At 38.6% G+C, this 13,046-nt stretch carries 17 protein-coding genes; 6 read left to right on the top strand and 11 right to left on the bottom strand.

Going from position 1 to position 13,046, the window contains the following annotated elements:
- A partial coding sequence (locus V5N63_RS06445; RefSeq protein ID WP_332033285.1) for an NAD(P)H-hydrate epimerase occupies positions 1 to 628 on the bottom strand: 628 nt, incomplete at its 3' end.
- A gap of 143 nt (positions 629 to 771) precedes the next feature.
- On the opposite strand from V5N63_RS06445, the gene mscL reads away from it, so the two are divergent.
- On the top strand, positions 772 to 1,143 hold the full coding sequence (mscL, locus tag V5N63_RS06440) for a large conductance mechanosensitive channel protein MscL (protein ID WP_332033284.1): 372 nt from the start codon (positions 772 to 774) through the stop codon (positions 1,141 to 1,143).
- A gap of 69 nt (positions 1,144 to 1,212) precedes the next feature.
- Here mscL and V5N63_RS06435 read toward each other — a convergent pair whose 3' ends face one another.
- Both V5N63_RS06435 and V5N63_RS06430 read right to left on the bottom strand, forming a co-directional pair.
- Positions 1,213 to 2,172, bottom strand: coding sequence for a D-2-hydroxyacid dehydrogenase (locus V5N63_RS06435; protein WP_332033283.1), 960 nt, complete (start codon positions 2,170 to 2,172; stop codon positions 1,213 to 1,215).
- Between the two features lie 7 nt (positions 2,173 to 2,179).
- Complete coding sequence (locus V5N63_RS06430; RefSeq protein WP_332033282.1) at positions 2,180 to 2,581, bottom strand: LNS2 domain-containing protein; 402 nt, start codon at positions 2,579 to 2,581, stop codon at positions 2,180 to 2,182.
- A gap of 200 nt (positions 2,582 to 2,781) precedes the next feature.
- Between V5N63_RS06430 and idi the strand changes: the two genes are divergently transcribed.
- Both idi and gcvT read left to right on the top strand, forming a co-directional pair.
- Positions 2,782 to 3,294: an isopentenyl-diphosphate Delta-isomerase gene (gene idi / locus V5N63_RS06425; protein ID WP_088467779.1), complete on the top strand. Its 513-nt coding sequence runs from the start codon at positions 2,782 to 2,784 to the stop codon at positions 3,292 to 3,294.
- A 150-nt stretch (positions 3,295 to 3,444) separates the two neighbouring features.
- Positions 3,445 to 4,527, top strand: coding sequence for a glycine cleavage system aminomethyltransferase GcvT (gcvT, locus tag V5N63_RS06420; RefSeq protein WP_332033281.1), 1,083 nt, complete (start codon positions 3,445 to 3,447; stop codon positions 4,525 to 4,527).
- A gap of 71 nt (positions 4,528 to 4,598) precedes the next feature.
- On the opposite strand, the gene V5N63_RS06415 is transcribed toward gcvT, so the two are convergent.
- Positions 4,599 to 5,027: an Hsp20/alpha crystallin family protein gene (locus tag V5N63_RS06415; RefSeq protein WP_088467781.1), complete on the bottom strand. Its 429-nt coding sequence runs from the start codon at positions 5,025 to 5,027 to the stop codon at positions 4,599 to 4,601.
- A 184-nt stretch (positions 5,028 to 5,211) separates the two neighbouring features.
- Here V5N63_RS06415 and V5N63_RS06410 point away from each other — a divergent pair, with 184 nt between their 5' ends.
- A complete protein-coding gene (locus tag V5N63_RS06410; protein ID WP_332033280.1) occupies positions 5,212 to 5,436 on the top strand; it encodes a hypothetical protein in 225 nt (74 codons plus the stop codon).
- A gap of 89 nt (positions 5,437 to 5,525) precedes the next feature.
- On the opposite strand, the gene V5N63_RS06405 is transcribed toward V5N63_RS06410, so the two are convergent.
- From V5N63_RS06405 to V5N63_RS06375, 7 genes are all read right to left on the bottom strand, one after another.
- A complete protein-coding gene (locus V5N63_RS06405) occupies positions 5,526 to 5,876 on the bottom strand; it encodes an arsenate reductase family protein (RefSeq protein WP_265143239.1) in 351 nt (116 codons plus the stop codon).
- Between the two features lie 170 nt (positions 5,877 to 6,046).
- Positions 6,047 to 7,618 (bottom strand): ribonuclease Y, encoded by a 1,572-nt coding sequence (gene rny, locus V5N63_RS06400; protein ID WP_332018961.1) that lies wholly within the window; start codon positions 7,616 to 7,618, stop codon positions 6,047 to 6,049.
- Positions 7,619 to 7,834: 216 nt separating this feature from the next.
- The gene (locus V5N63_RS06395) at positions 7,835 to 8,122 is read right to left on the bottom strand and encodes a cell division protein ZapA (RefSeq protein ID WP_265143237.1); all 288 of its coding nucleotides are present in this window, start codon (positions 8,120 to 8,122) and stop codon (positions 7,835 to 7,837) included.
- Entirely contained in the window at positions 8,122 to 8,424 is a 303-nt protein-coding gene (locus V5N63_RS06390; protein WP_088467786.1) for a hypothetical protein, read from the bottom strand. The genes V5N63_RS06395 and V5N63_RS06390 overlap by 1 nt, the downstream gene beginning before the upstream one ends.
- Positions 8,425 to 8,562: 138 nt before the next feature.
- The gene (porT, locus tag V5N63_RS06385) at positions 8,563 to 9,348 is read right to left on the bottom strand and encodes a type IX secretion/gliding motility protein PorT/SprT (RefSeq protein ID WP_332020548.1); all 786 of its coding nucleotides are present in this window, start codon (positions 9,346 to 9,348) and stop codon (positions 8,563 to 8,565) included.
- A gap of 1 nt (position 9,349) precedes the next feature.
- On the bottom strand, positions 9,350 to 10,072 hold the full coding sequence (gene ubiE, locus V5N63_RS06380; protein ID WP_088467788.1) for a bifunctional demethylmenaquinone methyltransferase/2-methoxy-6-polyprenyl-1,4-benzoquinol methylase UbiE: 723 nt from the start codon (positions 10,070 to 10,072) through the stop codon (positions 9,350 to 9,352).
- Positions 10,073 to 10,079: 7 nt separating this feature from the next.
- Positions 10,080 to 10,649 carry a hypothetical protein gene (locus V5N63_RS06375; RefSeq protein WP_332020547.1) on the bottom strand — a complete coding sequence of 190 codons (570 nt, stop codon included), beginning with the start codon at positions 10,647 to 10,649 and terminating at the stop codon, positions 10,080 to 10,082.
- A gap of 102 nt (positions 10,650 to 10,751) precedes the next feature.
- On the opposite strand from V5N63_RS06375, the gene V5N63_RS06370 reads away from it, so the two are divergent.
- Positions 10,752 to 11,819: a 3-oxoacyl-ACP synthase III family protein gene (locus V5N63_RS06370; RefSeq protein ID WP_332033279.1), complete on the top strand. Its 1,068-nt coding sequence runs from the start codon at positions 10,752 to 10,754 to the stop codon at positions 11,817 to 11,819.
- Positions 11,820 to 11,880: 61 nt separating this feature from the next.
- Positions 11,881 to 13,046 (top strand): metallophosphoesterase (locus V5N63_RS06365; RefSeq protein ID WP_332033278.1); only part of this gene is annotated, 1,166 nt, incomplete at its 3' end.

The raw sequence follows: 13,046 nt of genomic DNA, 5'->3' as shown, positions 1-13,046 counted from the left end.
TTAAGCCGATATCAAGGATATTAATTTTACCACAGAACTTACCGGTTTCAGAATGTAAAAATGCTTTTTTCCAGAACTGAAAACTCAATGTTTCATCGGCCTTAAACACGACACTGTTTTTATCCGAAACCTCATCAGCAAACAAACCAGAAGGAATGTCGATAGAAATTTTCGGAAATTTAAGTTCATTCAATTCCTTAATCCATTCAGCAGATTTCCCTTCGATGGTTTTATTAAGACCCGTACCAAAAAGCGCGTCAATAATAACGCTTTCCTTCTCGAACTGAAATTTATTAACCTTACTGAAATCTGAAAATTCAATTCCTAAAATATCCCTGGTTCTCTTAAAATTTATTTCAGCATCCGCACTTAAATTTTGGGCAGAATCCATAAAAACATTTACATCACAGCCTTTATGATACAGCAGCCTTGCCAATGCAAAGCCATCGCCGCCATTGTTTCCCTGTCCACAAAAAATGTTGTACACTGTTTCTCCTGAAAACTTGCGGCTAAGCCAACCTGCACAGGCTGTAGCAGCTCTTTCCATAAGAGCCAGAGAAGTTACAGGCTCATTTTCGATCGTGAAAGCATCACACTTTCTGATCTGTGGTGAGGTAAATATTTTCATATCATTTGTTTAAATAAATTTACTTAAATAAATTTAAATGGATAAAAGTTTAAAGAAAATATTGATGGTTGAAGTTTCCGTAAACAAAAACAGCCAGATTTTAAAATTATTTATTACATTTGAGTAAATTAAAAGCTTAAATTATGGGATTTGTACAGGAATTTAAAACATTTGCCTTCAAAGGAAATGTGATTGATTTAGCAGTCGGTGTGATTATTGGCGCTGCATTTGGCAAAATTGTATCTTCTTTGGTTGAAGACGTAATTACTCCACTATTACTGAATCCAACGCTGAAAGCGGTAGGTGCAGAAAACATTGCCCAGCTGAGCTGGAATGGCGTAAAGTACGGCAATTTTCTTTCCGCAGTTATCAGCTTTTTATGTATCGCGTTCGTGCTGTTTTGGCTAATTAAAGGCGCCAACAAACTGAACAAACCGGTAGAGGAAGTGCCTGCAGGTCCAAGCAATGAAGAAGTGCTTCTTGCAGAGATTCGTGACCTTTTAAAGAATAAATAAACAGACTGTCATAAATATTAAAACCCGGAAAATTCCGGGTTTGTTTTTTTTTATGATAAGCAGAATGTCCTAGTAAACCTGCAGAATGCTGCATATTTGCTCTGCTAATGAGAGCCCGATTCTGTCCTGTGCTTCCACGGTTGAGGCACCTGTGTGAGGCGTAAGAGAAATTTTCGGATGATTCAGCACTTCTTTTGAAGGCGTTGGCTCATTGATGAAAACATCCAGACCTGCAAATGCAACTTTTCCGGAATCTAAAGCTGAAATTAAGGCTTCTTCATCAATTACCCCACCTCTGGAACAGTTTACCACTGCTACACCATCTTTCATCATGGCAAATTCTTTTTCGCCAATCATGTAACCGTCTTTCTGTGCAGGAACGTGAAGGGTGATGAAATCCGCATGTCTTAAAACTCCTTCCAGCGGTTCGGTTTCAATATCTACATTGATGAACTGATTGTTGTAGAATTTAACTTTAATACTCGCGCGACCAACATTGTTATCTGCTGCAATCACGCGCATTCCTAAACCTAAAGCGATTCTTGCAACCTCCTGACCGATTCTTCCCATCCCGATAATACCGATGGTTTTACCTCGGAGTTCGATGCCTTTTTCGTATGACTTTTTGAGTTTTGCAAATTCAGAATCTCCTACTACAGGCATTTTACGGTTAGAATCCGGCAGAAATCTCGCTCCGGAAAACAAATGTGCAAACACAAGCTCTGCCACTGATTCTGATGATGCAGATGGCGTATTGATCACATGAATATTTTTCGAACGTGCATAATCCACATCGATATTATCCATCCCTACACCGCCTCTGCCGATAATTTCGATGGACGGGCAAGCGTCGATAAGCTCTTTGCGAATCTGTGTTGCACTTCTTACTAAAACTGTTCTTATATTATTTTCGTTGATGTAATCCACTAACAATTCCTGTGGAACCTTAGTGGTAATTACCTCGAAACCCTTTTCGGTTAGGGCATCGATCCCTGATTGGTCTAAACCGTCGTTTGCTAAAATCTTCATTTTTTCCTTAATCTTTAAATACTTCAATGGTGACCTGTTTTTCAACCAAATCTGTGAATTTTCCTTTATATCTTGTGGCTTTTACTAAATGATTGTCGATCCAGTGATAATTTCCGCCACGTGGTTTTCCGCATAAAACACTGTGATATTTAAACCCGTGTTTATCTAACCAGTCGATGGTAAGCTGCTTAAGATTCTCTGTACGCGATGTAAAAAAGCAGATGATATGTCCCTGGTCGTACCAGCGGTTGATGGTTTCCAGCGCATCCGGATAGGGTTGGCAATCTATCATTCTTTCCGGCTCTTCATTGGGTACATCATCGGTTATGGTGCCATCGATATCAATAAGATAGTTCTTGATATCACCCTTCAACATCGGGCTTAAATGGTCTTTATATTCGAGTTCCATGGCGTGAATTTTAAGGAGCAAAATTACAAATTTTCGTCGGTTCACAGGCATATAAATCTAAAATTCCGCAAATGGATGCCATAAAATCTGCCAGAAAACGTAAGATAACATTACTTGTAACCGGTGATTTTTAATGGTTGGGTTATTAAAATTTCACAAAAATTTGAGTACCTAATTTTTAAAACTTAAATTTGTGTGATATGGAAGAACAAGTGGTTTTAGTTTCTGAAAAGGACGAAATTCTAGGCGTCATGGATAAAATGCAGGCTCATGAAAATGGGATTCTGCATCGTGCATTTTCAGTTTTTTTATTTAATGACAAAGGTGAAATGCTGCTGCAGAAAAGAGCTGCCGACAAATACCATTCGCCTAACCAGTGGACCAATGCGGTATGTTCGCACCCAAGAATGGGCGAAACCTATATGGAAGCGGCACAGCGCCGGCTGAAAGAAGAGTTGGGAATCGAAACGCCAATCACCTACCGGTTTAATTTTCTTTACAAGGCAGATGTAGGCCAGAATTTGTGGGAACACGAACTGGATCATGTGTTCACCGGAAATTTCGAGGGAGAATTTAAGCTGAATGAAGAGGAAGTGTCGGAAGTTCGCTATATTTCGATTGATGAGCTTGATAAGGAAATGTCTGCCAATCCGGAAAATTTCACGGAATGGTTTAAGATTATTCTTAAAGAATACAAACAGCATCTCGGATAGAAAAACGAAACTTTGTTATAGCCCCGATTGAAGCGGCATCCTTTTGCGGAGCGCAGCGGAGCAAAAGATACAGCGGAAAGCGGGACGGGTTTTCGAAATAGAACCGAAACCCCAAGCTCCTGAAAAAAAAAATAAAATAAATTAGAATAAATGAATAAAAAGACAGCCCTGTTTGACAAGCATGTTGCTCTGGGCGCAAAAATGGTACCTTTTGCAGGCTTCGAGATGCCTGTGCAATATTCCGGCGTTACTGATGAGCATTTTGCGGTACGCGAAAAAGTAGGAATTTTTGACGTTTCACACATGGGACAATTTTTTGTTGAAGGCCCCGCCGCAAAAGATTTGCTGCAATACGTAACCACCAATAACGTTGATGCGCTTGAAGACGGAAAAGCGCAGTACACCTGTTTGCCCAATGGAAACGGCGGAATTGTAGACGACCTTATCGTGTACAAGATGGCTAACGAAAAATATTTTGTAGTAGTAAACGCTTCAAATATTGATAAAGACTGGGATCACATCTGCAAATACAACGAAGAATTCGGGGCGACACTGAAAAATGCTTCCGATGAAATGTCGCTTATCGCGATTCAGGGTCCGAAAGCAACAGAAACACTTCAAAAACTTACTGACTCTAATTTGGCAGATATTCCCTTCTATCATTTTATTGTAGGTACCGTTGCGGGAGTTTCCGACGTGATTATCTCCAACACCGGGTATACAGGAAGCGGCGGCTTCGAGATTTATTTTAAAAATGAAGATGCCGTAAAAATGTGGGATGCCCTAACGGAAGCTGGTGAAGAGTTCGGTTTAATTCCTTGCGGATTGGCTTCCAGAGACACATTAAGGCTTGAAAAAGGCTTCTGCCTTTACGGAAACGACATTGATGACACCACTTCGCCAATGGAAGCTGGATTGGGCTGGATTACGAAATTCGATAAAGATTTTGTAGACAAAGAAACCTTCGCAAAACAGAAGGAAGAAGGGGTTACAAGAAAGCTTGTTGGTTTCGAAATGCAGGAAAGAGCCATCCCAAGACACGATTATCTTGTGGTGGATGCGGAAGGTAAAGAAATTGGCAAAGTAACATCTGGAACCATGAGCCCGATGAAAAATATCGGGATCGGTCTTGCTTACGTGGCAAAACCACACTTTAAAGTAGGTTCGGAAATTTTCATCCAGATTAGAAATAAAAATGTTCCCGCAAAGGTGGTAAAACTGCCATTTGTATAAGTTATATCGTTCAATAAATACAAAAACCGTTTGAAAAATTCAAACGGTTTTATTTTTATTGTTAAATCAAATTATTTCACTTCAATTGTTTTCACATTCTGCATCATTACTTCTTTCTTCGGAATGGTGATTTTCAGAATACCGTCCTCATAGGTTGCTTCAATTTTTTCCGGTTCAGCATCTTCAGGCAGGGTGAAAGCACGGCTGAAAGAGCTGTAATTAAATTCTCTTCGGGTAAATGCACCTTTTTCGTCCTTTTCTTGGTTTTCGGTTTTAGTCTCGCTGGAAATGGTTAAAACATTTCGCTCCAGATTAATTTTTAAATCTTCTTTTTTAATTCCGGGTGCAGCTACATGAATTTCAAAACCATTATCAAGTTCTTTCACGTTAACTGATGGCAGAGTCAACTCCGATCTGTTAAATTTCGGTCTGTTAAATTCAAATAAATCTTTTGTAAGGAAATCATCAAAAAAACTGTTGCTTCTGATTAAATTTGACATGACATTAAATTTAAAGGTTAAACATTTTGTAACTGATTACGTTATATTCCTCAAAAAAAATGCCCGATACAATTATCAGACAAAATTACTGCATTAGACTGAATTTCAGGAAATTATGTCATAAATGAAATAAAATTTCTAAAATTTTTGAGCTTATTTCGGTAAATGCTGGAAACAGAAATTGTTGCCTATACTTGTATTTCTCTTACACCGTGTTCCTGCTTTTGTTGTTGCAAAACACCGGTTCGCAGAATTTGTTCCGGATGTTTTTTTGGGCTTTGAAACAATTCCCAATCCTTGTCTGAAAGGTGGCTTACAGATTTTACAGGGCGAAAGTCCCTCTTTCAGTGCTTTCTCGATGCTTAATGCTGAGGAAACATTTTTTACCATCCGGCAGGATGACAAATGATATTTGGAGCCTGAAGGTGTTTTATAAACAGTTTGTGCTGAAATATTCAGGGCAAATAACAAAAGAAAAACCGACAGGAATTTCATGATTTAATCTGCAAAATATCCGCGTAAAGCTTCCAGGGTTTTCTTTTCGTTACCAATAAAGATCTCTTTATCTGTCATAAAAACCGGACGTTTAAGAAAAGTATAATGATCCAGGATAAGTTCCTTATAATCGTTTTCCTGCAATGTTTTAGGATTTATTTCCCGGAGCTTGATCTGGTTTGATTTTTTGCTGAAAAGTGCTTCGTAGGAACCTGCTAGCTTGTACATTTCTTCCAGCTCTTCAACTGTTATAGGATTTATTTTTATTTCCCTAAGTTCCCAATCTTTTAAATTAAATTTTTTAAGAATTTTCAAACAGGTATCACAGGTTTTTAAATAAAATACTTTCTTCATTTTTCAAAAATAGGGTTAATAAAAGGAATTAAAAAAGGTTTAGCTAATAATTATTGAAATTTAAGAAAATATAATTAATAAAACTTTTCTTCGGCCAACAATTTACTAAAACAGAAAAAAAATCCTTCCACTATATAAATGGAAGGATTGCAATAGGTATAAAAAAGGAATTACCTTGCAATATTTACTGATCTGGTTTCGCGGATTACTGTTACTCTCACCTGCCCAGGATAAGTTAATTCATTCTGAATTTTCTCTGAAATATCATAAGAAAGCTGTGCCGATTTATCGTCGCTTACTTTTCCGCTTTCTACCATAACACGAAGTTCGCGGCCGGCCTGAATGGCGTAAGCACTGGACACACCATCGAAACTTAATGCTGCCGCTTCCAGATCTTTCAGTCTTTGGATATAAGATTCCAAAACCTGACGACGTGCGCCCGGTCTTGCACCGGAAATCGCATCGGCAACCTGAATGATTGGCGATAGTAATGAAGTCATTTCCACCTCATCGTGGTGCGCTCCGATCGCGTTTACCACTTCTGCATTTTCACCAAACTTTTCTGCCCACTGCATTCCGAGAAGTGCGTGAGGAAGTTCAGATTCCTGCTCAGGAACTTTCCCTATATCGTGAAGTAAACCGGCTCTTTTAGCCAATTTTACGTTCAGTCCTAATTCTGCAGCCATGGTAGCAGCGATATTTGCAACCTCTCTGGAGTGCTGCAAAAGGTTCTGCCCATAAGAAGAACGGAATTTCATACGGCCGACAATCTTCACAAGTTCCGGATGTAAACCGTGTATTCCTAAATCAATGACGGTTCTTTTACCGACCTCAATAATTTCTTCTTCAATATGTTTTTTGGTTTTCTCCACCACTTCTTCGATTCTTGCAGGGTGAATTCTTCCATCTGTAACAAGTCTGTGAAGCGAAAGTCTTGCGATTTCTCTTCTTACCGGATCGAAACATGAAAGCAAAATAGCTTCCGGTGTATCATCAACGATAATTTCTACACCCGTAGCAGCCTCTAAAGCACGGATATTTCTACCTTCTCTACCGATAATTCTTCCTTTTACCTCATCGGATTCAATATTGAAAACAGATACTGAGTTTTCAATAGCCTGCTCTGTACCAATTCTCTGGATGGTTTGGATCACGATTTTTTTGGCTTCCTGTTTTGCATTAAGGTTAGCTTCTTCCATGATGCTTTGTACATGAGCCTGAGCTCTTGTTTTCGCCTCAGATTTCATGGCTTCAACAAGTTCATTTCTGGCATCTTCGGCAGAATAATTAGCTATTTTTTCAAGCATTTCAACTTTCTGTGCTGTGGCTTTATCAAGTTCTTGCTGTTTTCTTTCGAGGATTTCGTGCTTCTTGGCGTAATCTGCGATCTGGCGATCCAGATCTCTTTCAAGTTTACCGGTTTTACTCAATTCATCATTGAGCTTGTTTTCTTTGTCTTTGATTCTTTTTTCAGCATCCTGCATTTTCTTTTCCCGGGCCTGGATATCAGCATCGTGCTGAGATTTCAGTTCCATGAATTTTTCTTTAGCCTGAAGCTGTTTTTCCTTTCTGATGGATTCTGCCTGTACGTTGGCTTTTTCTATAAGGTTTTCGGCATTTTTCTTTGCATCCTGTACGATGAATTTTGCCTTGGCATTAAGGGAACTTTTGGAAAATAACATTCCAATTACAGCTCCGGCTACCAGGCAAACAATACCGATAATAATGGCGGTTGTTGTCATATGTTTAGTTTAAATTGTCTCAAATAAAAAAACCTACAATAATTCAGTGATTTAGAGTAAACTCCTAATCAACACGATTTGAACTGATTTTCACTTTCTGTAATCCGAGCAAGTCGGCGCGCCATTAAGTGAACTTTTGTTCGGTAATTGTTTAGCGTTGAGTTTACCTTAATGTGTTAGAACTATTGTAGGCAGTTGTTTTCGGAAAAGAAAAATCTACTTTTCCAGCTCTTCCAGCAGTTGATTAATTTTCATTAATCTTTCGTTGGAAGCATGTATATTTTTTTCGTTGGTGATAACGGATACTTCTGCATTCGTACCTAATTTCAAGGCACACATGGCGAGGGCATCCTGTTTATCTCTCACATCAAAATTCTGTTCAAAATCTTTAATCATCACTTCAATCTGTTTCCCTACTTTCCGCAGGGTTTCTTCTTCTGCAGCTGGCACATTCAGCGGATAATTTCTTCCGGCAATGCTGATGGTAATTCTTCTTACTTCCATTACAGACCGCTGTTTTGAAGTTCTGCAATACAGTGATCCACTTCTTTTATCAACCTGTTGATGTGGTTTTTCATCAGTCGGTTATGATCAGGATTACCCGTGATTGCTGAATAAAGTTTTATATTTTTTTGTTCTTCTGCTAAAACCTGGCTTTTTTTTCTTTCCTCGTCGTATTTCTTCTTCAGTAATTCATGCTCCTGCGATAATTCCAAATATTTTTCGTTCAGATTTTGGTAATTCTTGCTTACATTCAAAATCTTTTTTTCTAAAACCGAAAAATTGTTTTCTAAATCTTTGAGCATTTTCAGGCTTAATTAATTCTAACTATGAAGCAAAAATATAAAATTTTAATTTGAATTGATGGATTATTTAAAAATATCTTGAAATAAAAAAGAGAAGACCCTGATTGCCTTCTCTTTATCAATATTTTAAATGAAAATTTATTCGAATTTCAGGACAAACATCAGCGCACGGGATTTCGCACTGCTGATGGCTGAAGTCCAGTAAGGTGGTGTATCTGGATTATCGGCAACCATTTCGTCATTGATCATAAATGTTCCGCGGAAGCCTGGCGTGAGTTTAAATCTGCTGAAATAAAACTGAATCCCAAGCTCTGCCGACCAGGCAAAATTACTTGCTGTGGTTCGGAAAAGGCCCTGAGAATTGTCATCGGCTGCTTTGCTGTTGGACTGGAGATTCATCATCCAGTTCACTCCTGCCGCTGCGTAAGGACGGGAGTTGTACCATCGGTCACCATGTACTTCAATTAAAAGAGGCAGATCAACATACGTAGATTTTACGGTTCTGAGTTTATCTGCATCCGTTAAAGTTCTGGGGGTGAAAGGGGGATTGGCGTTGGTTCCGCCCGCATACTGGTCGTTAGATTGGGTATTGAAGTAAAGTTCTCGCTCTACAAACTGCAAACCGGGCTCAAATCGTAAGTCGAAGTTATCATTCAGACGAAGTTTCCCGATAAGTCCGGCGCCAAAACTGTAAGATGATTTGCTTTGCACGAGATTTTTCTGCCCATCCATACCAAACATAGGATCTAAAACCAATTTATAATCGAAGTTATTACCGGCAAGATAAAAACCATAACTGAATTTCTGATTATCAAAACCCTCCAGATTATCTGCCCGGTCTTTCGTCCGGAAAAGCTGTGCATTGCCGAGGGAGGCAATAAAAATTGCTGCTACAAAATGAATTTTAGATGCTGTTTTCCACATATTATTTGGTTGCCTTGTAAATCGTTGCAATGCCTAAACTCAGTTTTTTATATTCCACATTTTTAAATCCTGTTTCGAGCAGAATATTTTTCATTTTCTCGCCGAACGGAAATGCATTTACCGAATCCGGAAGATAAGTGTATGCGCGGTTATCTTTAGAAACCAGTTTACCGATCTGAGGCAGAATATTTTTAAAGTAGAACATATAAAGCGGACCTAAAAAGCCCTCCACTTTAGAAAACTCAAGAATATAAACGCTTTTATTTTCCTTCACTACTCTTCTGAGTTCCGCCAGACCTTTTTCCAGATTCTCGAAATTTCTTACTCCAAAGGCAACGGTAACCGCATCGAATTTATTGCTTTCGAAAGGCATGTTTTCGGCGTCGCCTTTTATCATGCTTATCTTGCCGTCTAAATTAAGTTTTTTTATTTTATCGATACCTACATTCAGCATCTGCTGCGACAGATCGAAACCTACAATCTGCGCACCGGTTCCTTTCTGAACGGCAATGGCCAAATCTCCTGTTCCTGTAGCCACATCCAAAACCTCTTTTGGCTGGTCTTTGTTTAGCCATTTCACGAGTGTATTTCGCCACAGCACATCAATTTTCATCGATAGAACATGGTTCAGCAAATCGTATTTCGGAGCAATATTGTCGAACATTTCTTCAACTTCATGCTTTTTTCCGGCTTCTGTATTATAAGGTTTTACAGTGTTCAAGATTGTGATTTTAAAATTTGTAATATTCTTTGTAATAATTCAGAAAATCAACTTTTCTGAATATTTTGGTACGCGATTCTACTTTCTGAACATTTTTTACGATTTTGTCGTAGTCTTCATCAATGTTATAGTAGAATTCGTCTGTGTATAATTTATTGAAATGTTTTGGGGCGTTCACATATTTTTTTCCGTCGATCACTGTTGTTTTTCTTGCAGATAAGAGTGAATCTTTATCGAGACCATAACCGTAGAACTGTTCGTTGATGTAATAATCCTGATGGGCGATATTCAGCAAACCACGGTTTTTATTCACCATAAATGCAGAGTCATAAAGCAGTTCTTTTTTCCCGTCAAAAACCTGAATTCCGTTTTTACCTTTATTCAGATTTACCTTAAGCATTTGCCCAGCAGCGATGATTTTTTCGTCTCCTTTATTGAGTATGAAATAATAAGTTTCGCCGGTAGGATTATCTACAAGGTAATAATTTTTCTTAGCCAAAAACAAAAAGTAAACTCCGAAAGCAAACAGTACAGCAATGACCGATATAATTAAACCTTTAGTAGCAGGACTTATTTTCATAAAATTGTTCAAAAAAACCTTTGCAAATTTAATAATAATTTTCATTCAACCCGATACAATATAATTCTTAACTTTGTCCGAAATTTTTCAATACAAAAAAATATGCCCAATACAATCATAATAGGTTCAGGAAGTTACATCCCAACCAAAATTATCGGAAGAGACCACTTCATGGATTCGGTATTTTATACCGATGAAGGCGATAAAATCAACAAGCCCAACGAAGAAATTATTCAGAAATTTGTAGAAATCACCGAAATCGAAAACCGAAGATATCTGGAGGAGGATGAATTTAACTCTGATCTGGGTTTCAGGGCGGCAAAAGAAGCTATTTACGATGCGAAAATTAATCAGGAAGATTTAGATTATATCATTTACGCAAGTAATTTCGGAGAAGTTGATACAAATGGGATGACCAATTTTATGCCTTCAATGTCGGCGCGCTTAAAAAATAAACTAGGGATTCAAAACAGAAGCTGCGTAAATTACGATATGATTTTTGGCTGCCCGGGTTGGGTGGAAGCCATGATCCTGGCCGACACCTTAATTAAAGCTAAGAAAGCCAAATTAATTCTGGTAGTGGGTTCAGAAACACTAAGCCGTGTAACCGACGCTTTCGACAGAAACAAAATGATTTTCGCCGATGGTGCCGGAGCGGTAGTGGTGCAGGCAACCGACGAAGAAAATGTGGGAATTATTGCAGATGCCACACTTTGCGACAATAATGTAGAACTGAATTATCTCGAAAACGCACCTTCGCTGAAACAGGATGAAGACCGTCGCCCACTCTACATCAGAATGCACGGAAGAAAAATTTACGAATATGCACTGAAAAATGTGCCCGACGCCATTAAACAAACCATCGATAAAGCAGGATTAACCATTGATGATATTGATAAAATATTGATCCATCAGGCCAATGCGAAAATGGATTATGCCATGATTTCCAGGCTGTTTAAACTTTATGGAAAAACAGATTACGACCACTCCATTGCACCCATGACCATTCAGCAGTTCGGGAACTCTTCTGTAGCAACCATCCCAACAATGTTCGACCTCATCATTAAAGGCGAAATGAAAGATCAGTCCTTCGCAAAAAAAGGTAACATCGTCTTTGCATCGGTAGGTGCAGGAATGAATATCAATGCGATTGTGTACCGATTTCCTTAAAAAATTTATATAAAGATAAAGAAAGCACAAAATCGATTTTGTGCTTTTTTAATGAAAACTTATGCAAAAAAATTTTCTAATCATCACCGGAATTGTTTTCATTCTGGAGTTCTACGTCTACCAGGCCTTCAAAACCATCACTTCCAACAGTTGGCTGCGGGTAGGTTACTGGGCTGTAACCCTTCTCGTTTATGGCTTTTTTGTTTATGAACTACTTAATTTTAAACGGAGCGACCGAGACCATCACCGGATTCAGGTTGTAGCATCCGTATTTCTCATTTTTCTGGTTCCAAAACTTTTCATCGTTCTTCTTCTTTTAATGGAAGACATTGCAAGATTCTTCAATTATCTTTTTACATTTTTCGTAAAACCCGAAACCTATTTCCCTGAAAGAAGAAAATTTGTAAGCATCATTGGGCTTGCCGTAGCTGCAGGATTTTCGGCCATGATTATTGACGGAATTGTTTTCGGAAAATACAGACACCGGGTACGTCGCGTTAAACTGAAAATTGCCGGACTACCAGAGAGTTTTAAAGGGTATAAAATCATCCAGATTTCAGATATTCACTCCGGCAGTTTTTTTAATCCCGAAAAATTACAGAAAGCAGTCAATTTAATCAACGAGCAGAATGCAGATTTGGTTCTGTGTACTGGCGATATTGTGAATAATTTTGCCAGTGAATTCATACCCTTTGTTCCGATGTTTGCCGGAATTAAGGCAAAAGACGGGAAATTTTCAGTCCTCGGAAACCATGATTACGGAGATTACGCCGAATGGAAATCCCAAGGTGAAAAAGCACAGAACGTCCCGAAATTAATTCAACTTCAGAAAGAAGCTGGATTTGAGGTGCTCCGTAATGAACACCGTATTATCCAAAAAAATGGAGAAAAACTTTATATTCTGGGCGTTGAAAATTGGGGACTGAAGCCCTTCCCACAATATGGCGACCTGAATAAAGCTGCGTTTGGGGTGGCGGCAGATGCTGCCAAAATCTTAATGAGTCACGATCCTACCCATTTTGATGAAATCGTAAAACATCATCCGGCAAATATTCAGCTCACGCTTTCCGGACATACACACGGGATGCAGTTCGGGATCGATTTGAAAAATGTTCGTTGGTCGCCGGTTCAGTATCGGTATAAAAAATGGGCAGATTTATATGAAAGCCAGGGGAAATACCTCTACGTTAACCGTGGTTTTGGAGTAATTGCGTTCCCTGGAAGAGT

It is taken from the genome of Kaistella sp. (assembly GCF_032060305.1).
Classification (GTDB): Bacteria; Bacteroidota; Bacteroidia; order Flavobacteriales; family Weeksellaceae; genus Kaistella; species Kaistella yananensis.
This window is presented reverse-complemented; position numbering and strand designations above follow the sequence as displayed.

Bases quoted from the DNA above. Each gene is read 5' to 3' on its own strand.
- V5N63_RS06370 (WP_332033279.1), top strand. From the start codon at position 10,752: ATGCCCAATACAATCATAATAGGTTCAGGAAGTTACATCCCAACCAAA.
- porT (WP_332020548.1), bottom strand. From the start codon at position 9,348: ATGTGGAAAACAGCATCTAAAATTCATTTTGTAGCAGCAATTTTTATT.
- rny (WP_332018961.1), bottom strand. From the start codon at position 7,618: ATGACAACAACCGCCATTATTATCGGTATTGTTTGCCTGGTAGCCGGA.
- V5N63_RS06395 (WP_265143237.1), bottom strand. From the start codon at position 8,122: ATGGAAGTAAGAAGAATTACCATCAGCATTGCCGGAAGAAATTATCCG.
- idi (WP_088467779.1), top strand. From the start codon at position 2,782: ATGGAAGAACAAGTGGTTTTAGTTTCTGAAAAGGACGAAATTCTAGGC.
- V5N63_RS06415 (WP_088467781.1), bottom strand. From the start codon at position 5,027: ATGTCAAATTTAATCAGAAGCAACAGTTTTTTTGATGATTTCCTTACA.
- V5N63_RS06390 (WP_088467786.1), bottom strand. From the start codon at position 8,424: ATGCTCAAAGATTTAGAAAACAATTTTTCGGTTTTAGAAAAAAAGATT.
- V5N63_RS06430 (WP_332033282.1), bottom strand. From the start codon at position 2,581: ATGGAACTCGAATATAAAGACCATTTAAGCCCGATGTTGAAGGGTGAT.
- mscL (WP_332033284.1), top strand. From the start codon at position 772: ATGGGATTTGTACAGGAATTTAAAACATTTGCCTTCAAAGGAAATGTG.
- V5N63_RS06375 (WP_332020547.1), bottom strand. From the start codon at position 10,649: ATGAAAATAAGTCCTGCTACTAAAGGTTTAATTATATCGGTCATTGCT.
- gcvT (WP_332033281.1), top strand. From the start codon at position 3,445: ATGAATAAAAAGACAGCCCTGTTTGACAAGCATGTTGCTCTGGGCGCA.
- V5N63_RS06405 (WP_265143239.1), bottom strand. From the start codon at position 5,876: ATGAAGAAAGTATTTTATTTAAAAACCTGTGATACCTGTTTGAAAATT.
- V5N63_RS06435 (WP_332033283.1), bottom strand. From the start codon at position 2,172: ATGAAGATTTTAGCAAACGACGGTTTAGACCAATCAGGGATCGATGCC.